Raw genomic sequence first — 24484 nt, 5'->3', positions numbered from 1 at the left:
AATGGGCGTTGAGAGCTGTAAACTGATTACTCTTCCCAAAATTACCGATCCTCGTGGCAACCTTACTTTTATTGAAGGTGGGAGACATATTCCTTTTGAAATTCAGAGAGTTTATTACTTATACGATGTACCTGGAGGTGCAGAACGAGCAGGTCATGCTCATAAGCAATTACAACAATTGTTTATCGCCATGTCTGGTAGCTTTGATGTTGTCTTAGATGATGGAACTCAGCAAAAAAGCTTCCACTTAAACCGTTCTTATTATGGTCTTTATGTTTGCCCTATGATATGGCGAGAACTTAATAACTTCTCTTCTGGTTCTGTATGCATGGTTTTAGCTTCCACCATTTATGATGAAACTGATTATTACAGAGATTATCAAGGGTTTTTAACATCTGTCCGGGGTGAGCAATAATGAGAGTGTCTTTTCTCAATTTTGAGGCTTCCTATTTGGAACTTCAAGAAGAACTTGATGCGGCTTACCAACGAGTCATGAAAGCTGGCTGGTATATTCTTGGTAGAGAAGTCGAAGCTTTTGAAGTTGAATTTGCTGCTTACTGCCAAACAAAATATTGCATTGGTGTAGGTAATGGTTTAGATGCTTTGCATCTCATCTTGAGAGCAATGAACATCGGTAATGGTGATGAAGTAATTGTGCCAGCCAACACTTATATTGCCAGTTGGCTAGCAGTTTCCTACGCTGGAGCAACACCTGTACCAGTGGAACCAGATGAGAAAACGTATAATATCAATCCTCAACTTATTGAAGCTGCAATTACTGAACGCACAAAAGCTATTTTGGTAGTGCATCTTTATGGTCAACCAGCAGACATGGATGCTATAAACACAATCGCACACCGATATAATCTCAAAGTGATTGAAGATGCTGCTCAAGCTCATGGAGCACGATTTAAGGATCATCGTGTAGGTAGTTTGGGGGATGCAGCAGGTTTCAGTTTTTATCCTACCAAAAACCTGGGAGCGATCGGCGATGGAGGAGCAGTAACAACTAACGATGTAGATTTAGCTGATAAAGTTCGCTTACTGCGTAATTATGGTTCCCGTGTAAAGTACGAAAATGAAATTCAGGGTTACAATAGCCGACTGGATGAATTGCAAGCGGCATTCTTGAGAGTGAAACTAACTAAACTAGATGAATGGAATTCTCGTCGCGTTTACATAGCGGAACAATACTTGCAAAGACTAGTCAAAACTGCTAACCTAACCTTGCCTTTTGTACCTAACTGGGCTGAGTCAGTATGGCATTTATTTGTTGTACGTCACCCCAAAAGATACGGACTAGAGCAACATTTGCGCCAAGCTGGCATTGGTACACTGATTCACTATCCAATTCCACCCCATCTGTCAGGTGCTTATATTGGTAGTGGATGGCATGAAGGAAGTTTTGCGATCGCAGAACGACTAGCCAAGGAAGTTCTGAGTCTACCCTTACATCCCCATCTCACAGAGGAGCAAGTATCAATAATTGTAAGTTATTTCAACGAGGATTTTTAAAGTGAATTTTTACTCGTCGTCATTAGTTACTAAAATTTTATCTGAAAAACAGCTAAACAACATTCAATTCACTTTGCAACTATTATATGCAGATACATTAGATTTTCAGGAATCTCACAGCTTATTAGTTTCAACCATTGTTGGATTTGGTGAGCTTATTGATATTAAAGTTAGGTTATCCAAATCACCGAAATACTTACGGATAGACCCTGGCTTTTTATTTTCTCTCCATAAAAATCCTAACTTTGAAATTATCCGTCTTCAAGAAACAGAAGCATTAGAATTGGAGAGAATAAACTGTAATCCAGGGGATAACTCAATTAATCAGCATCAGATACATATAGATTTAAAAAATCAAGAAACTTGGATGGTATGTGGTTACGATCCTTATTTTGTTTTCCAAAATCCTTTTCTTGGGGATGATATTTGTATTAAATTTAGCAGTCAATTGATTTTAGCGATTTTGTAGTATTTATGTATAACAATTATATTTTGAAGATAGAATCTAAAGTAGCTGAATATATTAAATCGGGAGATTTAGAAAGTCCTCTGCGTTTCCTTATTAACTTTGTTGAAAAAATTATTAGAGATGAGCGAGCCACAGCTAAAGTATTTGGTTCGGCAACCTTAGATAAACTATGCCAGCAGATTGGTGCTAAAGCTTTAGAATATCAAAAACGACTATTGACAATCGACTCACACTCTAATAATAACAACGAAAACATTATATATATAGCTACCGAACTTTATAAAACAGGTGGACATACCGCAGTCTTAGAAGATTTGATTAAAGCGCAGCCACATAAAAAACATATAATTTTAATTACAGATATATTTAATACAGTTAATCGTAAAATTATTTTAAATCGGTTTTCATCCCTAAATGTACAAATCGAGTGGGCCCCACAAAGTAGCTTGCTAGAGAAACTTCTTTGGTTGCAAGATCAGTTGGCAGAAAAGCAATTAAGTCAGGTGTTTTTGTTCAATCATTGGCAAGATGCTGTAGCTATTGCAGCTGTACAACCCAATCTTGCCCAACAATTAATTTTTTACCATCACTGTGATCATCAACTGTGTTTAGGCTTATATTTATCTCACGCAAAACATATTGATCCACACGCTTTTGGTTTTTACAACTGTCGGCATAATTTGGGTGTTGCCAATACTAGATATATACCTTTAGTAGTTGAAGATTCCGGGACACGTTCAAGTGAATTACCATTTATAGCAAATGCCAAACTAAGAACTTGCTCTTCAGGTAGTGGTAACAAGTTTGAGCAAAATTATCCATACAGCTATATTGAAGAAGTTCCAAAAATTTTAGATGTTACCCAAGGAACACATGTACACATTGGGGAACTATCGCATTACAGTTTAGAGCAAATTAGGCGAGGTTTAGAAGCAAAAGGTATTGCCCAAGAAGCATTCATTTACATTCCTTGGGTAAAAAGTTTATGGCAGGCAATACATGAGCAACAGATAGATGTCTATCTTAATTCTTTTCCTTTAGGTGGTGGGAGAGCATCTATTGAAATTATGGGTTCAGGTACACCGTTTATTGGGCATAAAAACTATAACTCTCGTGTACTAAGTGGGATTGATATCGTTTATCCAGAAGCTTTTTTCTGGCAAAAGCCTGATGAGTTATATAGTTATTTGCAGGCATTGACTCCTGATATTTTGAAGGAACAAGCGGCTTATTCTCGAAGGCATTATGAACTTTACCATACACCAAAAGTTTTACAACAATGCCTGCAAAATTGTAATTCTGAAGAAGAAGGCCTGTTTCCACTACCGCTAAAAGATTATGCTACAGACGAACTACAAAATTTTATTGATAACGTCAATTCAGATTTAACAAAACAATTTCTAGATATAGTAGATTCGATGTATCCTATTTGGGACACCAGTCAACTTGAACTTGACAAAAGCAAGATATCAGAATTTCTTTACAAGTTGACTATTTCTCAGTATGGAGAAGCAACTTCTATGTCTAAATTGCAACAGTCTCAACTAGAGGTAGAGCAATTAAAAGCTACAATGCTGTCTAAATTGCAACAGACTCAAGCAGAGGTAGAGCAATTAAAAGCTAAGATACTCTCTCTGCAACAAACTCAAGCAGAAGTAGATGAATTAAAAGCTACAATGTTATTTAAATTACAACAAACTCAAACAGAGGTAGAGCAATTAAAAGCTACAATGTTATTTAAATTACAACAAACTCAACCTGAGGTAGAGCAATTAAAAGCTACGATGCTTTCTCTGCAACAAACTCAACCGGATGTAGAGCAATTGAAAGCTACAATGCTTTCTCTGCAACAAACTCAACCGGATGTAGAGCAATTAAAAGCTACAATGCTTTCTCTGCAACAAACTCAACCGGATGTAGAGTACTTGAAAGCTACGATGCTGTCTAAATTGCAACAATCTGAAGCTGAAGTAGAACATCTAAAAACTACTATTGCCGCAATACGAAGTAGCAAATTTTGGACAATGCGAACCCAGTGGTTTAAGCTAAAAAGTTTTTTGGGTTTTGTGAAAAAGCCTAATAGCGTTGTAAATCTTATAAATCCCACTGTTTCATCAACAGCCTATCAAGTTAAAATATTGCAGGCTCCTCAGTCAAATCGACCTCGTATAGTTCATGCGATCGCAAATTTTATGACTGGAGGTTCCTCACGTCTTGTAATTGATTTAATTGAACACCTTGGTCATATTTATGAACAGGAAGTAGTTACAAGTTATATTCCTAATCCTCCAAGTTATACTGGATTAACTATTCATAATTTGACTGTAGAACAAGATATTTTATCATATTTAAACCAGTTTCGTCCTGAAATAGTGCATATACATTTTTGGGGAGATTGTGATACTCCTTGGTATGAAAATGTATTTAATGCTGTTCAAAAATACAATAATTGCAGAGTCGTAGAAAATATTAATACCCCTGTAAAACCTTACTTTAGTAATATTTGTCACAAATACGTCTATGTAAGCAATTATGTTAAAAATACATTTGGACTAGATCATTCTCAACATTTGACTATTTATCCTGGTTCTAATTTTGATATGTTTTCTAGAGAGAACCAGAAAAGTATTCCAAAAGATTGCATTGGTATGGTTTATCGTCTAGAAGCAGATAAGCTAAATGAAAATTCTATTGATGTATTTATTAAGGTAGCTCAAAAAAGACCAAAAACAAAAATATTAATTGTTGGTGGTGGGCTTTTTTTAGAAGTTTATAAAGATGCTGTGAACAAAGCAAAAGTTGCTGATAAATTTACTTTTACAGGCTATGTTGCCTATGAAGAATTACCTTCATTCTACGAAAAAATGAGTATTTTTGTTGCACCAGTATGGAAAGAAAGCTTTGGACAAGTTAGCCCTTTTGCAATGAATATGGGTATTCCAGTTGTTGGTTATAACATTGGAGGAATCGCAGAAATTATTAATAATAATGAATTACTTGCTCCTCCTGGGGATAGCAGTAAACTAGCTGAAATTATTATTGATTTATTAGATAATCGTGAGAAACGACTAAAAATTGGTTCTGCAAATCGCCAAAGGGCACAGGCATTGTTTTCTGTAGAAGCAATGATTAGAAGCTATAGCAGCCTCTACAGTGAGCTTTTACAGGAGAATTTATGAAGGTTGCGATATTTGTTCATTGCTTTTTTCCAGAGCATTTCTATGGTACAGAGACTTACACATTAGACTTGGCAATAAACTTGCAAAAACTAGGACATGAACCAATAATAGTTTCTGCAAGATTTTCAGGTGAACCAAAGACTGATAATGTCATTACATATTATGAATATGATGGTCTACCTGTTTATTGTATAGATAAAAACTATATTCCCAATACGCGAATTAAAGATACTTATTATCAACCAGAAATAGGTCAATTATTACGACAACTATTAGTTGATATTCAGCCAGATATTGTTCATGTTACGCACCTGATTAATCATACTGCTATTCTTTTAGAAGTAATTAATGAACTGCAAATTCCTACAGTTGCGACACTAACAGATTTTTATGGTTTTTGCTTTAATAATAAATTAGAAGCAGCTGATGGTTCTCTATGTCTTGGGCCTAACCGTCAAAGGACAAATTGCTTGGCGTGTTTGTTGAAAGCAAGGAGTAGTTTTTCAACAGCAACTTTAGCAGAACGTTATGTAGGGCAATATCCTCAGTCTCTCATAACAGCAAAAGCACTAAATTTATTAATTAAAATTCCTGGCTTTCAACGGGGAGTAATTGCTGGAACCGTACTAGATGTAACTTGTAGGCCTGACCTTTTAAGTTATTACTATCGTTATTATCGAGCTGTAATTGCTCCGACTGTATTTCTCCGTAAAGCTTATGTGCGGAATGGGCTAACGGCACCCATTTATGACATCAAATTTGGTATTGATTTGCCAATATTGACAATATCAACTCGACCAATAAATGCACCGATAAGGTTTGGTTTTATTGGACAGATGACAGTTCATAAAGGAGTAGATATATTAGTTGATGCTTTCTGCCGTCTTCCTTATGGAGCAGCAGAATTATATTTATTCGGTTCAGAAAAGCAAGATCCAGATTACTCGCTTAATTTACATAAAAAAGCAAATGGTTATAGTGTAAAATTTTGCGGGACTTTTCCGAAAGAAGAAATGTTAAAAATATTTTCTAATCTAGATTTCTTAGTAATTCCATCCCGTTGGTATGAAAATAGTCCGCTCGTTCTATTAAATTCTTTGGCAAGTCATACACCTGTGATAGTTTCAGATGTAGAAGGAATGACAGAATTTGTTGAAGAAGGCAAAAATGGATACACATTTAAAATGGGTGATGTCCAGGAATTAGAGCAAATAATGCAAAAAATTATTCAGAATCCAGAGACATCATTAAAAATGTCGCAAACAACTGAATACCCACGAACAACGAAGATAATGACTCAAGAAGTTATCAAAGTTTATCAAGATGTATTGCAATCATGCGTATAGCTATCTTGGTGCATCAATTTCTTCCTAAATACTCTGGCGGCACAGAAATTTTAACTTTGCAGATGGCGCGAGAGTTAATGCAAAGAGGACATGATGTTGCAGTTGTTTGTAGTGAGCCATCTTTGCAAGTAGGAACTTCAGATAAGTTTAGCGTTGAAGATGAATATGAAGGTGTAACTGTTTTGAGGATTTGCATAACTCCTCAAAAGAAGTATCCCATTGTAGGTGATTTTAAGTCTGTAGGACAAGTGGAGATAATTTTGAGTTTTTTAGAAGCTTGGCAAGCAGATTTAGTACATATTAATCATTGCTTGCTTCTCTCCACTGAAGTGATTCCGGCAATTAAATCTATAGGAATAGCTGTAGTTTATTCTGCTACAGACTTTTGGCTGGTTTGTCCAACCATTCAGTTACTTAAATATAATAATCAGTTATGTCAGGGGCCAGATACAGATGGTGTAGAATGCTTGCGCTGCTATTTGAATAATAGTTCTCAACCAGAAATTATCAAGTGGAGTCGCCATTTGCCAGATGAGGTGCTGAAAGCAGGAATGGCGATCGCTTCTAGTTTACACTCAAAATTAGCAACATCTAAGGCTGTGAATGCTTTAAAAGCTTTACCTAGACGCCAACAGAGGATACTTGAGCATGTAAATTTCGCAGACTTGATTATCGTTCCTACTGATTTGATGCGGGAAATATTTATTCGTAATGGTCTACCTTGTGATAAATTAATCAAATTACCCTACGGCATTGAACCCTTACCAAAAATAGAGCGATCGCAACCAAGAGATACCGTAAATTTCGGTTTTATTGGTACTCTTTCTCCACACAAAGGTGCAGATTTGCTGATTCAAGCATTTCAACGACTCCAGCAGTCATCAAAAGCCAAACTAATAATTTATGGAAACCTAAGCCATTTACCCAGTTACAGTAAGCATCTTCAGCATTTAGCAGCTAGCAATCCTAATATATTTTTTGCGGGGACATTTCCAGCCTCACAAATGGCCAATGTGCTTGCAGAGGTGGACTTTTTAGTAGTACCATCCAGATGGTATGAAAACACCCCTTTAGTTATATATGCTGCATTGCACCTAGGTTTACCAGTAATTGCCACAGATTTGGGAGGTATGTCTGAGCTAGTAAAAGATGAACACAATGGATTATTATTTGCACTGGGTGACTATTGTCATCTTGCTCAACAAATGCAGCGATGTTTAGACGAGCCAGTGTTAATTGATAATCTACAACGTAATATTCAACTACATCCTAGCAAAACAATGTTTCAATATATTAATGATCTGGAGTATATTTATCAAAGTCTAAAATAGGCTTAAATAAATTCATACACCGCATAGTCACAAGAATGAATATTTCCATTACAGCTTCTAAGCTCGACTTTATCCATTTTTGTCGCAACAGGAATGCCTAAGCTGAAACCTTTGTGAGACAGCAGTTTTACTTTTTTAACTTCATTGATAATCGATGACGTGGAAAAAGTATTAAATCTGTGCATTAAATTGATACACACAACAATTGTAAAAATTGGCAAGCTATTGTAGTTCTCAAGCCTCTAACATAGATACTTAAACTGTTATTAAATATAAATCACTAGTTAATGTGGTGTAACTAAAATCAATGGATTTTTAATTCTTGTTAAAAATCATTATTTATTGAAATGGGAATAATGCTAAAAAAATAGTCATAAATAATATCTATTTATCCTTCCCCACCATGTATTTATGAAAAGAAAATATTTACCTTTACTAATTCTAGTTTTAACTTTAGCAACGCTAGGAATTTTACTATTTCAGCATATTTCCTTAACCAAGCAAACCCCTATCTGGGACTCATTTACTTATGCACAGAAAGCTAAAAACTTTTGGGATGCAGTTCAAAAATTTCAATTTCTTGAACCTCAGACTTGGGTTTCTCCTCTCAATATTGAACCGACAACAAGACCTCCCGGAACGATTTTAATGTCCTATCCGTTTGGTTTCTCGGATAATCCAGATGAATTTTTCTTTCGATCTATCTTTTTACCCATTATTTTATTTGTAGCAGCGCTATGGATAATTGCAAAGCCTTATTGTGTAACTTTAAAAGACCAATGGTTACTAGTCGCTTTATGTTTGGCGTTTGCTACGCTCCCCTTATTTTATCATTTTGAACCGAGTATAGACAGCAGACTTTCTTCGCCTACATACTGGGGACTTGTAGATAATTTTATTGCCTCTGTAGCAGCTCTAGCAACAGCCTTAGTTATACGGGGTGTTCAGGAAGCCTCTATGCGGTTAACGTTTGCTGGAATTATTACCAGTACATTCTGTTTATTTATTAAGCCATCAGGTGGTTTGGTGATGGCTACCATTTTTTTTGTTTGGGCAATATATGCGATTGTCCAATGTAAATGGCAACGAAATATTAGTACTCGTAAGTATTTAATCTTAAGTGTAAGTACATTTTTTTTCGTTTATGTACTTGGATTATTATTATCTTTAACATCTCATTATTTCTCTACTAGAAACATGGTTTATGGTAGAAATGCTGTAAAAATATTAAAGCAAGAATCAATTTTTGATAAAGATTATTTGCAAGTTTTAATTGCACAAATACACGTGTCTTTTGGTTGGCATTGGTTGACATTCATTTTTTTGAGTGTAATATTTAGTTTTTGGGGTATAAGCAAGCAGTCTAATATCAAGTCTTTCAAAGCATTACCAGTAGATTTAATCAGTGCATTGGGTGTTTTGTTAATTGGTTTATGGTTTTGGTTGCTAGGAACTCACCAATCACAAATTCGTTACTTTTTCCCATTTGCTCTAATTTGTATTGTCTTATTATTTCCAAGAATCAAAATTTTATGTAGTGAAATATCTCATAAATATTTCAAAATTATGATATTTCCATTGGTTTTTCCAATGTTATTATTGTTATTTTTACTTACTTCTAATCCGCCGATTGAGTTACAACGTATTTTAGGTGTTAACCTCACCTCTGGTTCTTTAGCTAATGAGATAAAGCAAGCTAAATCATTGCTAGAAGATGCTAATAAAAAGAAAGTTGATTTAAATGTTTATTCTGTAGGCACAGGTTATATAACTGGTATATTTGGAGGTGTTGGTTTGTATGAGAAAATGTTGTATCCTCATCTGAACTCTTTTAATCTTCAATATCCACTAAATTGGATTACTGAATCTACTTTTAGATTTTCTGAGATACTTTCGAGCGATTATTTGCTGATAGATAATCCAATCAAAAACCAACTGGAAGGAATTAACATCCTTAAAAATACAGAAGTGCCTGACTTTGCTATTGAAACTAATCTTTTTCATGCTTGGTTAAGTACTATCAATTATGATAATGCCGGTTTAGTTGTTGAATCTGAGACATCATTAAGGTTGTTAAAAATTATTGACAACGTAAAACTTGAGAAGGCTCTGAATGAATTAAGAAGTAAATATAAATGGAGACAGGTTTTTCTTAATGCTAATCCGGCCAAATGGATAAATGCTGATGCAGCAAAGACGCTAATAGATAAAAGCTATCCTGAATTTCGAGATATTGGTTTTAGTAACCAGTTTATTCTGTTGGGGGCTTTTACTAAGCGTACAGAAGATGGCTTAACAATCGAGCTTGTTTGGCAAAGCTTAAAGGATCAGCCTTTGAAATATTTTAATTTTGTTCATATTCTTGATGCATCACAAAATATCATATCTCAGGCAGACTATGAACAAGATGATGCGAAAAACATGGTCACTAAAGGTACAATTTGGCATGACACAGTAAAAATTAAAGCTAATCAACTTAATGGCGCAAAAGCTATTGGTTTAGGTATTTATTTACCACAGTCTACATTATTGGTTACTGATCGTGGCCCAAGTGATTGGAACAAGCATCGTTTACTCCTTAACCTAGATATGAATCAAAGCCAATAAATAGTCAGAGTCAAGATATACAACAAATTAACAATGTCTAAGTTTTTTACAAGAGATCAAGACGATTATTTTGCTCAGTCTTGTCAACAACGATTTAGATGGCAAACCGAAAACGCATTTATTTCTAAGGCAGAACGAAAACTGTTAAACTATTTGCCCATTATCCCAGATTCTCAAGTTTTGGAAGTAGGATGCGGCACTGGTAGCAATTTATTTAACCTGAAAGCTATTGGTAACAATTTTGCCTTTACTGGTATTGATATTAATTATGAGGAAATTGAACTAGCTAAACAAAACTTTCTTGATGCTCATTTTATGGTAGGTGATGCGACTAATGTTCAGCTTCCTGATCAATCTTTTGATTTAGTTTTTTGCCGAGACGTAATTCATCATATTAATCCATCTGAGCAAATTAAACTGATTCAGGAGATGACTCGGCTCACCAGAGTGGGGGGACAGGTTGTTGTTATTGAATCAAACGGTCTAAATTTTGTCGTTTGGGTTTTTGGCAAGTTGGTTAAAGCTGAAAAATATGTGATAAAGTCTACTCCAAAGCGCATTACTAGGTTAATTCAACAAATAGACAATCTAGAAACTTCTGGGCTTGCACCTAAATTTGTAGAACCTTGGAACTTCTTTCGGTTTATACTACATCATAATTTCGGCTTGCCAAAGCTGGCTGAGAGTAAGCTAATTTGTGGTTTGCTTACACAGATGATTCGTTTGTTTAGCAAAATAACCCCTCCTCATAGGTGGGCTTATATGGTTTTCACAATGGTTAGGAAAGACTAAATTATGAGCGTGAATAGTCGGAGCGATCGCGAAAGAGAACACTTTAATGCTTTAGCGACAGATTTGGGCAGTGTTTGGTGGGGATCAATTACGAAAGCAGGGCAGCTTCGCCTAGACGAACGAGCCAAATTAGCTATCCGTTACGGTGGTTTAAGCCCTGGTAAAGTTGTGCTAGAGCCTGGTGCTGGCAATGCTGAGTTTACAAAACGTTTGGCTGCCTCTGGTGCTACTATCGTTGGGGTTGAGATTTCGCCTAATCAAGTGGCGATCGCCAACGAACGCCTAATTGAATTTCCCAAAGCCAAAGTAGTAGTGGGGGATATTAACAAGCTCGACTTTCCTGATGGGACATTTGATGCAATTGTAGGGAATGCTGTTCTTCATCATTTTGATTTAATAACTGCACTCCCAGAAATGCTGCGAGTCCTGAAACCTGGGGGATCTTTCTTCTTTACCGAACCCAATATGCTCAATCCTCAAATTGCTGTAGAGAAAAATATTAAGTTTATTGGGCGTGCCTTGCAAAATTCCCCTGATGAAACAGCCTTTTTCCGATGGCAAATTGATTCTATTCTCAAACGCAATGGTTTTAGTCGAATATGGGTCAAACCTTTTGACTTTTTACATCCGGGTGTTCCTGACAGTTTGATTCCATTCTTTCAAAAATTTAGTCATTTCCTCAGCAATATTCCAGTGATTAAAGAAATTGGAGGTTCTCTCCAAATTTATGCTCAACGCTAATCCGAATAAATCAAAAAATTAACAATTGATTATCAATGAACTTTTTACCTTCAATTTCTCATAAAAATTTAAGCAAATCATCTCTTCAAACAAACAATTACAACCTGGAATATTGGCATAAAAAAAATCGTTATTACTATGAGAGTATTGAGTCTCTGTATCGATTTTTAGTACCATCAGGACAACGAGTTTTAGAGATTGGTGCAGGTACAGGTTCATTATTAAATGCAGTTCAACCGAGTTATGGTGTAGGTATTGAGATTGTCCCTGAAGTGTGTCAATCTGCCCAGGAAAAGTTTCCTCATTTATACTTTAAAACAGCTGACATAGAGGATACAGAAATAGAGGAAACTTTTGACTATGTAATCTTGTCAGATACTATTAGCTATTTTGAGGATATTCAAAAAGCTTTTAAGCAAATTCGCTCAGTTTGTACGGATTCAACACGTTTAATTATTAGCTTTCATAACCCTGTCTGGAATCCTATTCTCCAACTTGCCCTTTTTCTAAAGGAAAAAATGCCAACTGTTCCTCTTAACTGGTTAAGTTATCAGGATACAAGTAACTTATTAGAATTATCCGGTTTTGAGATAATCCAGCATGGTTCTAAGGTACTTTTACCTAAAAAAGTTCCCATAATAGCACCATTTTTGAACCGTTTTATCAGTCCCTTGCCAGTATTTAATAAACTCGGTTTAGTGAACTTTATTGTGGCTCGATTAAGTCCTTATGAGTCTAGAATTAAATATCAAAACAGACTAAAAACTTGTTCTGTTATTATTCCAGCACGGAATGAAGCAGGAAATATAGAAAGCTGTGTTACTCGCCTTCCTAAAATGGGTGAACATACAGAGATTATCTTTATTGAAGGTCACTCTCAGGATAATACTTGGGATGAAATTCAAAAAGTACAAGCTAAGTACGGCGAAACAATTGATATTAAAATTCTTCAACAAACAAAAAGAGGAAAAGGGAATGCTGTTAGAGAAGGATTTGCGATCGCTACTGGCGATATCCTAATCATTCTAGATTCTGATCTAACTGTACGCCCAGAAGACTTGCCACACTTTTTTGAAACTTTAGCCTCAAATCGATGTGAATTTGCCAATGGATGTCGTTTGATCTATCCTTGTTCCAAGGAGGCTATGCCCTTATTAAATCTTTTGGCAAATCGTTTCTTTGCGTTTTTACTTTCTTATCTAATTGATAACCGGATTAAAGATTCCTTATGTGGAACGAAAGCTATATCCAAAGTTAACTATCAAAAAATTGCTGACAATCGTAAATACTTTGGCGATTTCGATCCTTTTGGAGATTTTGACTTGTTGTTTGGAGCATCTAAGCTAAATCTACATATTTCTGATATTCCTGTCCGTTATTACCCCAGAACCTATGGGCGCTCTAATATTCAACACTTTAAAGAAGGTTTATTGCTGTTAAAAATGTGTTTATACGCAGCCAAGAAAATTAAGTTTTATTGAAAAATAGCAAATTCTTAGATTAATTATATTTATGCCTGTTCTAATTATTGGAGGAAATGGGTTTATTGGTTCACATCTCACTAATTTTTTAGTGGCAAAAGAACAATCAATACGAGTCTATAATCGTTCACATAATCCTTACATAAAACCTCTTGATGAAGTTGAATATATTTATGGTGATTTTAACGATCAAGACTTATTAAAAATAGCTTTAAAAAATGTTGATATTGTTTACCAATTGGTTAGCCATACCATTCCTAGTACATCAAATGAAAATCCAATTGGAGATGTAAATTCAAATGTGATTAATACACTAAAATTTTTAGAAATCTGTGTTGAAGCTTCTGTAAGAAAGATTATTTTTCCTTCCTCTGGTGGAACAGTATATGGATTACCGCAGCAGCTTCCTATTATAGAAACACATCCTACTGAACCAATTTGTTCTTATGGGATTACTAAACTAACTATTGAAAAATATCTCTATTTGTATAACTATTTACATGGTCTTGACTATAGTATTCTTCGTATTGCTAACCCCTATGGACCTGGACAAAATCCTACAGGTAAGCTTGGTGCTATAACCGTGTTTCTGAATCGTATCCTGAAACATTTACCAATTCAAATTTGGGGAAATGGAGAAATAATTAGGGATTATTTATATATTTTAGATGTTGTTCAAGCTCTTTATAATGTTCAAAATCCTAATTTAACTGAAAAAATATTTAATATTGGTAGCGGTCAAGGAGTTTCTCTTAATGATTTGCTGGACAAAATTCGTAAAGTGATTGAAAACGACTTTAAAGTGGAGTATATAGAGGGAAGAAAAGTTGATATACCTATAAATGTTCTTGATATTACCAAGGCAAATACTGTTCTTCAATGGCGACCTAGTGTTCAACTAGAAACTGGCATTCAAGAGACTTGGCAATGGTTAAAAACTTTATCATAATGAATATATCCTCAGAATATAAATATATTAGTTTAAAGCTTGAAAGAGAGAATAAGGAATAGCAGGGTAAATTAAGAGACTTTTAAATGTCAGATATTAATGATTTTAGAGGTTTGGCAAAAAGTTATGAATATATCTAAAAAAATATTTTTTGTGATATAAAAAAGTAAAACTTATATATTCAACTTAAATGCAGGATAAAGAAAAAATTGGTATTGTTTTAGCAACTTATAATCCTCATCTGGAATATTTTCAGAAACAGATCCAGTCAATTCAAAATCAGACTTGGCAAAATTGGGTTTGTCATATTGTTGATGACTGCTCCCAACCTGAATATCAAACAGCGATTCAAAAAAATATCGAAAATGATTCACGATTTGTTTGTCATTTTCACAGCCATAACTTGAGACATTACCATAATTTTGAAAGGGGTTTACAATACTGTATTCAAGATCCTGAAATTACAGCGATCGCATTTTCAGATCAAGATGATATTTGGCAAGCAGAAAAATTAGAAATATTAATCAAAACTTTACGCTCAGAACATTCAGTCTTAGTTCATTCTGATTTGGAGCTAATAAACAGTGATGACCAAAGTATCAATAATTCTACTTGGGATTTTGAAGGACGCCAACCTGAAAAAGCTACGGTGGAATTATTGCTACTTCGCAACGTCGTCACCGGGTGTTCGTTGTTGTTTTGTAGTTCTCTGATTACTGATATTATACCCTTTCCCCAACAAAATGAAATTGGTTGGCATCATGACTGGTGGGTAGCATTGGTTGCAATTCAAAAAGGTAAAATTGGACATATCCGGCAACCATTAGTCTGCTATAGATTCCATACTTCTAATGTGGTGGGAGCAATGAAAAATGCTGGTAACCTTCACACTGAACTGATGCTGTGGTTCCAGAAAAAATATCGTATCGCAGGTAAAAGCTATTTAATTCATAGCAACTTGAGTAAAGCATTTCAGGCTAGATTTTACCAACAATTAAACTCAAGCTGGTCTAATCCTTTTGACGATCGCCGCTTAGATTTTGGTTTTGGTATTCTTAAACTTTGTTACCAAAGTTTCAAAACAGGATATCGTTCTGAAGGCATAGCACTACGAATTTTAATTTTTAAAATTTTATTCGATATCCAACGACTTCAAAACTCTATTTCCAAGGTGTTGCCCATGTTTAAAGTGGCTAAGAGCAATATCCAAAAAAAATGAACCAGCAACAAACTATTTCAGTATCGATTATTTTAGTTAACTATAATGGAGCAGAGATTCTACTAGATTGTTTAAACTCTATACAAAAGTTTATTGATATACCGAACTATGAAATCATTCTTGTAGACAATGCTTCTAGCGATAGTAGTGTTGAATTAGTAGCAGCAAATTACCCCGAAATTCGCCTAGTTAAACAGATAGAAAATCGCGGCTTTGGAGCAGGAAATAATGTCGGTGCAAAACTTGCTACTGGAGAATTCTTGTTCTTATTAAATACTGATACTATACTTATTAGTAATATTCTACCGCATCTAATTCAGTTGATGCAAGCAGACCCACAAGTAGGAATTATTGGGCCAAAATTGCTGAATCCAGATAGAAGCTTACAAATTTCTGTTTCGCCAGCATTAGGAATTAAAGGTGAATATGAAGCTCGTCAAATGCACCAAGCTTATCAAAATATATCTCAGCAAAGTTTGATTGAAAAAAAATTCCAAAAAATTCAAGAAGTCGATATTGTTGTAGGGGCTGCTTTTTTTATTCGTTCAAGTTTATTTCATGATTTAGGTGGATTTGACGAAAATTTTTTCATGTATTTTGAAGAATCAGATTTATGTCAAAGAGCGCAGTATCGAGGATATAAAATTATCTACACGCCTGATATATCTTTGATTCATTTGAAAGGATATTCGATTCAAAAGGCTGCTAATGTAATGGCTATTGAATATAGACGTAGCCAGATTTATTACTATCAAAAACATCGCCCTTTGTGGGAACAATTACTATTACGTATATATATTTTTTATAAATTTTTTGGCGAATTTATAACCACAGCTAATCCTAACAGCCTGAAAATTATAATTTTATTATTTACCGTGGAAAAATCTGCTGTTAAAATATCTGTATCTAATTAATAAAAAATAATTTTATTATGCCTATTCTCGCAAATTTATCTTTTGCACCAACTCAACCAACAGGTTGGTTAAATTATAGCCTGAATTTATTAAAAGAGCTAAAAAGTTTAGATGTAGACGTATTAAGTCCACTAAAAATATCTGGCATTAAATGTTATTATTCTCCACCAGATATTACGACAGATTTTGGCATAAAAGGGCATTTAAAACGCCTGCTATGGACGCAATTTAAACTGCCGAATATATATCATAAGATGAATTCTATGTTACTATTTTCTCCTATTCCAGAGGCTCCTTTATTTTCTTCTTGTTCTTATATAGTTACTGTTCATGATTTAATTCCTCTTAGATTTCCACAATGGTTTTCTATAACGCAGCGGCTTTATTGCAGCTATTATATTCGTGCTGTAATCAGACAATCAAAACACGTTATTTGTAATTCAATAGCAACGGCTGAAGATTTAAGCAAATTTTTGGGAGTTTCCCAGGAAAGAATTACTGCAATTCCACTAGCTTATGATGTCAAAAATTTTTTTTGCTTGGATTTACCAATGCAAAATTATTTCCTTTATTTAGGACGGCATAATCCTCACAAAAATACTGAACGTTTAATTGCCGCTTTTGCGGCATTACCTAACTGTAAAGATTACGAGCTTTGGTTAGCAGGGCCTAACGATCGCCGTTATACTCCAGTTTTAACAGCGCAAGTTGAGAAACTAGGTATAACTAATCAAGTAAAGTTCCTGGATTATATTCCTTACAGCGAATTGCCAAAAATCATCAATCAAGCGATCGCTCTGGTTTTCCCCAGTCTTTGGGAAGGTTTTGGTTTACCTGTCTTGGAAGCAATGGCTTGCGGTACTCCCGTCATTACCTCCAATCTCTCCTCCTTACCTGAAGTGGCTGGCGATGCGGCGATTCTGATCAATCCTTACAACACTGAAGAAATTACAGAGGCAATGCAAGCGATCGCAACTGATTCTAGGTTGCGATCGCACCTTTCTAGCCAAGGTATCACTCACTCCCAACAATTCAGTTGGGAAAAAACAGGAAAAGCAACCGCCGAAGTGTTATCCCGTTACGTGTAAAATAATACCGTTGAGTCCAGGAAATTCATTTATTAAGACAGCTACAGGTAATGACAAATGACAAATAACAAATGACTAAATCCCTATGAAAGCACTAATTCTATCTGGCGGGAAAGGTACACGTTTACGTCCCCTCACCTATAGCGGAGCAAAACAACTCGTACCAGTTGCGAATAAACCTGTTTTATGGTATGGCATTGATGAAATGGTCGCTGCTGGTATTACTGACATTGGCATCATCATCAGCCCGGAAACAGGGGCAGAAGTCCAAGGGAAAACCGGAAATGGAGAATACTTTGGAGCAAACATCACCTACATCGTACAAGAACAGCCACTCGGACTTGCTCACGCCGTCCAAATTGCCCATCCGTTTTTAGAAAATTCTCCCTTTGTCATGTACTTGGGCGATAACCTCATTCAACTAGGTGAGTTACGTTACTTTCTGCAACAATTTAGCCAACAACAGCCAGATGCTCTGATTCTCTTGCGTTCAGTTGCCAACCCTAGCGCCTTTGGTGTGGCTCAGGTAGATGAAACAGGACGGGTATTACAGTTAATTGAGAAACCGAAAGTTCCTCCTTCAAATCTGGCATTGGTAGGAGTTTATTTCTTTTCTCACCTCATCTTTGATGCGATCGCAAATATCCAACCTTCCACCAGAGGCGAACTAGAAATCACTGATGCTATTCAATACCTAATTAATCAAAACAAGCAAGTTGTAGCTCATAATCTCCAAGGCTGGTGGTTAGACACTGGTAAAAAAGATGACTTATTAGAAGCTAACCGATTAATTCTCGATACATATTTAACAGCATCAGTTCTTGGTGAAGTTGATGCCCAAAGCCAGATTATTGGGCGAGTCCAAATCGGTGCCAAATCTCAAGTGATTAACTGCACAATTCGGGGCCCAGTAGTCATTGGTAGCAATTGTCATTTAGAAAACTGCTTTATTGGCCCTTATAGTAGTATTGCTAATAATGTGACACTGATTGATACTGATTTAGAACACAGTGTGATTTTAGAAAGTGCTAAAATTGCCGGAATTCATCAGCGCATAATTGATAGTGTCATTGGACAAAGGGCACAATTGACTCTTGCACCCCGTCGCCCCAAAGCCTTGCGATTTCTAATTGGCGATGACTGTCAAATTGAACTAACTTAAAAACAGGAAAAGCCACAGTCGAAGTGTTCCCTGCTAGCTGTAAAATACAAGCATTAAATTGCTCTCACAATGAACACTGTGGCAGATTACTCGAAATAATATTAATGAGCATTGTACATACCAAAATTCCCGAAGTTATAGAACTCGAACCCCAAGTATTTGCAGATGATCGTGGGTTCTTTTTTGAAGCCTACAACGACCGAAAATTTGCCCAAGAGACTGGTATTGTTGCCCACTTCGTCCAAGATAACCACTCTGGCTCTAAACAAAACGTTCTGCGGGGATTGCACTACCAAATCCAACAACCCCAAGGTAAACTTGTCCGAGCTATTGTGGGTACTATCTTTGACGTAGCCGTAGATATTAGAAAAAGCTCTCCTACCTTTGGTAAATGGGTAGGTTCTGAACTCAGTGCTCAGAACAAACGCATACTGTGGATACCACCAGGCTTTGCCCACGGCTTTCTCGTGCTTTCAGAAATAGCCGAAGTTCTCTACAAAGCTACAGATTATTACGCACCCCAAGGCGATCGCACAATTCTATGGAACGATCCAGATTTAGCCATAGATTGGCCTCTGAGTGCGTCACCGATTTTATCAGCTAAAGACCAAGCCGGGAAACTTTTGAGAACTGCTGAAGTATTTGATTAACGTAGTAATTGGTCATTGGTCATTGGTCATTGGTCATTGGTTGTCAGATACCCAGCTTATTGCTATACCCTAAGCTTACTTTTATAGTGTGCGGAAAAACTTTGTCTTTCATCGAACTAATTCAAACCAAGTTAAAGAGTGGGCATGGCTTTTCTTGGACAAATGACAAATGACAAATGACAAATGACTAAATCAATTTTGCTGATTGGCAGCAACGGCCAAGTGGGTAAGGAACTACAACAAATACTCCCATCCTATGGCGATATTATCTCAGTAGAACGCCCAACAGTAGAACTTGCTCAACCCGATACCCTCCGCAACATTATTAGATCAAAGCAGCCGCAAATCATAATTAACGCTGCTGCTTACACTGCTGTAGACAAAGCAGAAAGCGAAACTGAACTTGCGATCGCGATTAATGCTACTGCACCCCAAATTCTTGCCCAAGAAAGCCAAAAACTAGGAGCTTTCCTAATTCATATTTCGACCGATTATGTTTTCGATGGTAATGGGTATCGCCCTTACCAGGAAACCGATGCGACTAATCCTTTGAGTGTCTACGGAAAAACCAAACTCGCTGGAGAAGAAGCTATTCGGGAAACTTGCGCCCATCACCTCATCCTCCGCACTGCTTGGGTTTATGGAAACTTTGGCAAAAGTAACTTTGTTAAAACCATGCTGCGGCTAGGTGCAGAACGCCAAGAAATCCGTGTTGTCGCGGATCAAATTGGTAGCCCGACTTGGGCGCAAGATATAGCCGCAGTCATAGCCCAGACGATTCCCCAGCTAACACCAGAAATTAGCGGCACTTATCACTACACTAATAGCGGTGTTGCTAGCTGGTATGACTTTGCAGTTGCCATTTTTGAAGAAGCCCAACAGCTAGGCTTCCCTTTAAAAGTTGAACGGATTGTCCCCATTACAAGTGCCGAATATCCTACACCAGCCCGTCGCCCAGCCTATTCTGTGCTTGCTTGTGGCAAAATTTCAGCAATTCTAGGGACTTATCCCCCCCATTGGCGACAAAGACTCAGACAAATGCTCACAGATTTGAAAATTGGGCATGAAGATTAGGGGAGAGGTGACAGGTGACAGGTAATAATCTGTACCCTGTAACCTTTACCCTATTCCCTTCTTCAGTCCCCAGTCCCTATCCCCTTTTTAAAACTCCCGTTTCATGTTGTATGGGCAAGACATCTAAAATATCAGTTTGGGAACAATATTTTAAATCATCTAGACAGTCAAGACGCAACAATCGTTGACCGTGACTAGCTTGGTGAAGTAATCCCAATAAATTATCTTGCCACTGAGAATAAAGAGCGATCGCACTAACAACTTCATCATTACCAGCTAGTTCTTCTGATGACAACTGGGTTTGTTGCAAAATACTATGAGCGATCGCACCTGCACAAACTGTATCCTCTAAAGAAAAACTACCTTCCCAACCGGAACCGACAATCCACACTGTCTCTGGTTGTTTTTCTAGAAGAAATTGCACCACCGCCGCCCGGTTAATCAAGGCTGCTGCTAATAGATTTGGGGAGTCTTGTACCCTTTGTAAGGCACGAGTACCATTGGTGGTACTGATAAATAAGCGACGCCCCTGCACTAATTCTGGTGTGCAGTCGAGGGGAGAGTTTCCCAACTCAAAGCCAGGTACTTTTGCACCGCCGCGTTCTCCGGCCCGCAGACGTTTTTCAGAGGGCCATTTTTCGCTAACTTCAATTAACTGGTCTAAATCGCTGAATACTTGTACAGCTTCGCCTCCAGCCGCCAAAACTGTTGCAATTGTGCTAGTGGCTCGCAAGACATCGACTGCGATCGCACATTCTGGCGCTTTATCCGTTGGAGTCAATTCAGGAGTGTGATATACGAATAGCTTCACGCGCTGGATACACCTGCTTTAATACAACTGCCGCAAATAACATTCTACCTAGTTGGTGTCACTAACTATAATCACAATTGCTCTTGGAGCATTTTTTACCATCAAAATACAAAATGTATCTCATTCAATACATAGATGGGAGTCGCTATAAACGCAATTAATCGCGTCTCTACTGGGGAGTCGGGAAGAAACCTGCTAGGGATTTAACTAAATCTTAAGAGTCTCTAATCCCTAATAAATACTCCAAAAGCCCATTTTTATGCTTTTAGACTTTCAGACTTGCTGCACTATCTTGTAACCTAAAACAAGAACAGACTTTCTAAATGGGGAAAATTTACAGCTTCAAATTTACAGCCCAAAGAGACGGATATCCACTCATTCCCCATTCTCCAGTACAGACGCGATTAATTGCGTCTCTCCCATTCCCCACCCCCCATTGAAATTGCTATGGCACCTTTACCCGACTACCGCCCTAAACAACTGTCTTTAGGCCCATTAGAAGCGGAAATTTTAAATATTATCTGGGAACTTGGTTCAGCCACAGTAAAGGATGTACACGATCGCATCCTCGCCGATCCCAACCGCGAATTAGCGTATACTTCTGTCACCACCGTTTTACGTCGCCTCACTGATAAAGGTTGGCTGGCCTGCGACAAGAAAGAGCGGGCATTCTATTGGCGGCCAATGCTGAGTAAGCAGCAATCAGATGTCATCAAAGCTCATGAGCAGTTACAGCGATTTCTGGCGGTGGGAAATCCTGATGTTATTGCTGCTTTTGCAGATAGCTTAGATGAAGCAGCTAGTGAGCAAATAGCAGCGATCGCCAAACGCATTCAATCTGCACGCCAAGCGAGGGAGGAACAATGATGCATCTGATGATGATTTTGATTGCTTTGGCAGTTGCCTGGTTGTTAAGATCCGCTTGGAATCAACCCCAAGGCAATTGGAATCTGCGATGGCAGCGATCGCTATTTTTGTTTCTCTTCCCGCCCTTGCTAATTTTCATGACTGCGATCGCTGTGGTATTCATGGGGCCTCAAGGACAGATGGGCGGAATGTATACAGGCTCAATTAGTTATTTACTAGCATTAATTTATTTGGCATTTTTTGCCATTTCATGCATTAAACTTGCCTTCCAGGGTTGGCAGTCTGTAGAATCTGCCCGTAACTGCCCTTTAGTGAATGTTGGCGATAGACGAGCTAGACTGCTGCAAACAGGCGCGTTGTTTGCAGGTCAAATCGGCTTTTGGCAACCAGAACTAGTAGTTAGCCAAGGATTAGTGCGAACTCTTTCACCGGCTCATTTAGAAAGCGTCTTAGCCCATGAGCAAGGGCATCACTATTATAGGGATACGTTCTGGTTTTTCTGGCTGGGTTGGGTGCGTTCTTGCACTGTATGGTTGCCGAATACAGAGCCTTTGTGGGAAGAACTGTTAGCTTTGCGCGAACTTCGTGCCGACAGTTATGCAGCATTGCAAGTAGACCCTTTGGTGCTAGCGGAATCACTTTTATTAGTAGTTAGTAGCAGCCCAGTCTTATCAGAAATTTGCTGTGCTGCATTAGGTTCATCCGGTGCAGATCGCTTAGAACAAAGAGTAGAAGCCCTATTAGCACCACCAGAATCAACTTCAGAAACCCAATTGCAATCCTGGCATAGCTTTCTGTTGGCGTTCCTACCTTTACTGACTGTGATATTTCATAGTTAATTTGAATTTAGTAAGCTATTACAGCACGAAATCCTTTCGATTAAGGTTTTTTGATGAAAATTCTAGATTGCTAAAGATACGATAAATCGCCGTCAAGACGAAAAACCGATTTGTAGAGACGGCGATTCATCGCGTCTTGTCTTAAACGTGGTATCTGAGAAAAATATTTATTTGGCAAATGGCCCAATGTTGACTGCTAAGAGTGTAGAACAAACTTTTCTAGCTTGGGCATGGGCATGGGCATGGGGATGATATAAATTCCCTATGTCCTATGCCTGGATTTTCAATTACTTAAACGCTTGCCAATACTGGCTGATTCACGGTTGTACTGGCTGAGTCTAATTCAGACTCCGTGCAGTAAATTTCGCAGGAGTTATTGGGACTTTCAATCAGTTTTACTTTGTAAAGTTTAGCTCCCAATTCCTGAATGGGCGATCGCAGTAAATTACTAATGTAGAGTGCGATATTCTCAGCAGTGGGGACAACTTCGGCAAAGTAGGGAATATCTTTGTTTAAAAATGTGTGGTCGAATGACTCTAACACATAATCTTCTACCACTTGATTCAGGGCACCTAAATCAATAATCATGCCAGTACGCGGGTCAATTTTTCCTTTGACAGTGACTTCTAGATGGTAGTTGTGTCCGTGACCGTTGGGACGAGCGCACTTACCATAAATCTCAGTGTTTTCTTCGTTACTGAGTTTAGGATGAGCTAGCCGATGGGCGGCGCTAAAGTGAGTACTGATGGTGAGGTAGGCTTCCATTGCGTTTCCCATATAATCTGCCCAAAGTTCAGGATGTTCAAATAACTGCACACGGACTAGAGGCAAATGGGGTGCTAGCCGCTGCCAGATAATCCGTGCAATATTCTCAGTGGTAGGCAGAGTTTGTTGAAATTCTGCCCACACATCGTTGAGATAAGAGAAGTCCAATTGACTGGTAACTTCCCGTTTAATTACCTGTTTCACATCAGACAAGTTCAACACCATGCCATATTCATCTAATTCCCCAGCTAGGGAGATAAATAAGACATAGTTATGTCCGTGTCCTGGAAATCTAGTACCAGCACCAAATTTCCCAATATTCTCGGCTTCACTCAGTTCTGGCAACCAATAACGATGACTTGCTGAAAACTGGGCGCGGCGATTAACAATGCATTGCATGAGTACACTATGAGCAGAATTTAAAATTTCTTAATCTTTTTCCTTTTCCAGCATAAACTAATTTCTTAGTCATTAGTCCTTTGACATCTATAGGACTCATATTTGATTTCTGAAAAAACTCAGTACAACTAAGAAGCCTTCTTGACTGTTGCCTGTAGCAAGATTGCCTATTGCCTGCCTACGCAAATTAGTTCAGAAATCAAAGCGGATTCCTATATCAGGATTAACCCATGCCCAATGCCCAATGCCCAATGGCCCAATATATTTAGAATCTCTTCTCTATCTG

The 24484-nt window shown here is 37.4% G+C and carries 21 protein-coding genes; 19 read left to right on the top strand and 2 right to left on the bottom strand.

All coding sequences use genetic code 11. The features are described from left to right. Window position 1 precedes the first annotated feature (1 nt). The 17 genes from RRG12_RS32595 to rfbD all read left to right on the top strand — a co-directional run bounded on the left by RRG12_RS32595 (window position 2) and on the right by rfbD (window position 20517). Window positions 2–415: a sugar 3,4-ketoisomerase gene (locus RRG12_RS32595; RefSeq protein ID WP_069069029.1), complete on the top strand. Its 414-nt coding sequence runs from the start codon at window positions 2–4 to the stop codon at window positions 413–415. Further along, window positions 415–1515, top strand: coding sequence for a DegT/DnrJ/EryC1/StrS family aminotransferase (locus RRG12_RS32590; protein ID WP_420762048.1), 1101 nt, complete (start codon window positions 415–417; stop codon window positions 1513–1515). Before RRG12_RS32595 ends, RRG12_RS32590 begins: the two co-directional genes overlap by 1 nt. A gap of 1 nt (window position 1516) precedes the next feature. Further along, window positions 1517–1984 carry a hypothetical protein gene (locus tag RRG12_RS32585; protein WP_420762047.1) on the top strand — a complete coding sequence of 156 codons (468 nt, stop codon included), beginning with the start codon at window positions 1517–1519 and terminating at the stop codon, window positions 1982–1984. Window positions 1985–1989: 5 nt separating this feature from the next. Continuing rightward, the gene (locus RRG12_RS32580; RefSeq protein WP_420762046.1) at window positions 1990–5163 is read left to right on the top strand and encodes a glycosyltransferase; all 3174 of its coding nucleotides are present in this window, start codon (window positions 1990–1992) and stop codon (window positions 5161–5163) included. Continuing rightward, window positions 5160–6509, top strand: a complete 1350-nt coding sequence (locus tag RRG12_RS32575; protein ID WP_069069033.1) for a glycosyltransferase family 4 protein — start codon at window positions 5160–5162, stop codon at window positions 6507–6509. Before RRG12_RS32580 ends, RRG12_RS32575 begins: the two co-directional genes overlap by 4 nt. Next, window positions 6500–7840: a glycosyltransferase family 4 protein gene (locus tag RRG12_RS32570; protein ID WP_420762045.1), complete on the top strand. Its 1341-nt coding sequence runs from the start codon at window positions 6500–6502 to the stop codon at window positions 7838–7840. The genes RRG12_RS32575 and RRG12_RS32570 overlap by 10 nt, the downstream gene beginning before the upstream one ends. Window positions 7841–8251: 411 nt before the next feature. Continuing rightward, a complete protein-coding gene (locus tag RRG12_RS32565; protein WP_420762044.1) occupies window positions 8252–10447 on the top strand; it encodes a hypothetical protein in 2196 nt (731 codons plus the stop codon). Window positions 10448–10480: 33 nt separating this feature from the next. Beyond that, the gene (locus tag RRG12_RS32560; RefSeq protein WP_069069036.1) at window positions 10481–11239 is read left to right on the top strand and encodes a class I SAM-dependent methyltransferase; all 759 of its coding nucleotides are present in this window, start codon (window positions 10481–10483) and stop codon (window positions 11237–11239) included. A gap of 3 nt (window positions 11240–11242) precedes the next feature. After that, the gene (locus tag RRG12_RS32555) at window positions 11243–11980 is read left to right on the top strand and encodes a class I SAM-dependent methyltransferase (protein ID WP_420762043.1); all 738 of its coding nucleotides are present in this window, start codon (window positions 11243–11245) and stop codon (window positions 11978–11980) included. A gap of 35 nt (window positions 11981–12015) precedes the next feature. Beyond that, a complete protein-coding gene (locus RRG12_RS32550; RefSeq protein WP_420762042.1) occupies window positions 12016–13461 on the top strand; it encodes a glycosyltransferase in 1446 nt (481 codons plus the stop codon). Between the two features lie 31 nt (window positions 13462–13492). Continuing rightward, window positions 13493–14410, top strand: coding sequence for an NAD-dependent epimerase/dehydratase family protein (locus RRG12_RS32545; RefSeq protein ID WP_069069039.1), 918 nt, complete (start codon window positions 13493–13495; stop codon window positions 14408–14410). A 190-nt stretch (window positions 14411–14600) separates the two neighbouring features. Further along, the gene (locus tag RRG12_RS32540) at window positions 14601–15629 is read left to right on the top strand and encodes a glycosyltransferase (protein ID WP_420762041.1); all 1029 of its coding nucleotides are present in this window, start codon (window positions 14601–14603) and stop codon (window positions 15627–15629) included. Further along, window positions 15626–16543 carry a glycosyltransferase family 2 protein gene (locus tag RRG12_RS32535; RefSeq protein WP_420762040.1) on the top strand — a complete coding sequence of 306 codons (918 nt, stop codon included), beginning with the start codon at window positions 15626–15628 and terminating at the stop codon, window positions 16541–16543. Before RRG12_RS32540 ends, RRG12_RS32535 begins: the two co-directional genes overlap by 4 nt. Before the next feature lie 17 nt (window positions 16544–16560). Next, on the top strand, window positions 16561–17631 hold the full coding sequence (locus RRG12_RS32530; protein WP_420762039.1) for a glycosyltransferase family 4 protein: 1071 nt from the start codon (window positions 16561–16563) through the stop codon (window positions 17629–17631). A gap of 85 nt (window positions 17632–17716) precedes the next feature. Then, window positions 17717–18793, top strand: a complete 1077-nt coding sequence (locus RRG12_RS32525) for a glucose-1-phosphate thymidylyltransferase (RefSeq protein ID WP_069069043.1) — start codon at window positions 17717–17719, stop codon at window positions 18791–18793. Window positions 18794–18897: 104 nt separating this feature from the next. After that, entirely contained in the window at window positions 18898–19443 is a 546-nt protein-coding gene (gene rfbC / locus RRG12_RS32520) for a dTDP-4-dehydrorhamnose 3,5-epimerase (protein WP_420762038.1), read from the top strand. A 183-nt stretch (window positions 19444–19626) separates the two neighbouring features. Then, window positions 19627–20517, top strand: coding sequence for a dTDP-4-dehydrorhamnose reductase (gene rfbD, locus RRG12_RS32515; RefSeq protein WP_420762037.1), 891 nt, complete (start codon window positions 19627–19629; stop codon window positions 20515–20517). A 76-nt stretch (window positions 20518–20593) separates the two neighbouring features. Here rfbD and RRG12_RS32510 read toward each other — a convergent pair whose 3' ends face one another. After that, entirely contained in the window at window positions 20594–21328 is a 735-nt protein-coding gene (locus RRG12_RS32510) for a 2-phosphosulfolactate phosphatase family protein (protein ID WP_420762036.1), read from the bottom strand. Window positions 21329–21775: 447 nt separating this feature from the next. Between RRG12_RS32510 and RRG12_RS32505 the strand changes: the two genes are divergently transcribed. Both RRG12_RS32505 and RRG12_RS32500 read left to right on the top strand, forming a co-directional pair. Beyond that, window positions 21776–22195, top strand: coding sequence for a BlaI/MecI/CopY family transcriptional regulator (locus RRG12_RS32505; protein ID WP_069069046.1), 420 nt, complete (start codon window positions 21776–21778; stop codon window positions 22193–22195). Next, window positions 22195–23034, top strand: a complete 840-nt coding sequence (locus RRG12_RS32500) for a M56 family metallopeptidase (protein ID WP_420762060.1) — start codon at window positions 22195–22197, stop codon at window positions 23032–23034. Before RRG12_RS32505 ends, RRG12_RS32500 begins: the two co-directional genes overlap by 1 nt. 291 nt (window positions 23035–23325) lie before the next feature. Here RRG12_RS32500 and RRG12_RS32495 read toward each other — a convergent pair whose 3' ends face one another. After that, window positions 23326–24198, bottom strand: a complete 873-nt coding sequence (locus RRG12_RS32495; protein ID WP_420762035.1) for a 6-carboxytetrahydropterin synthase — start codon at window positions 24196–24198, stop codon at window positions 23326–23328. Between the last annotated feature and the right edge of the window lie 286 nt (window positions 24199–24484).

This window comes from Nostoc sp. CALU 546 (genome assembly GCF_048836525.1).
Note: the sequence above shows the minus strand (reverse complement) of the source record. Positions and strands in the feature narration are given on the sequence as shown.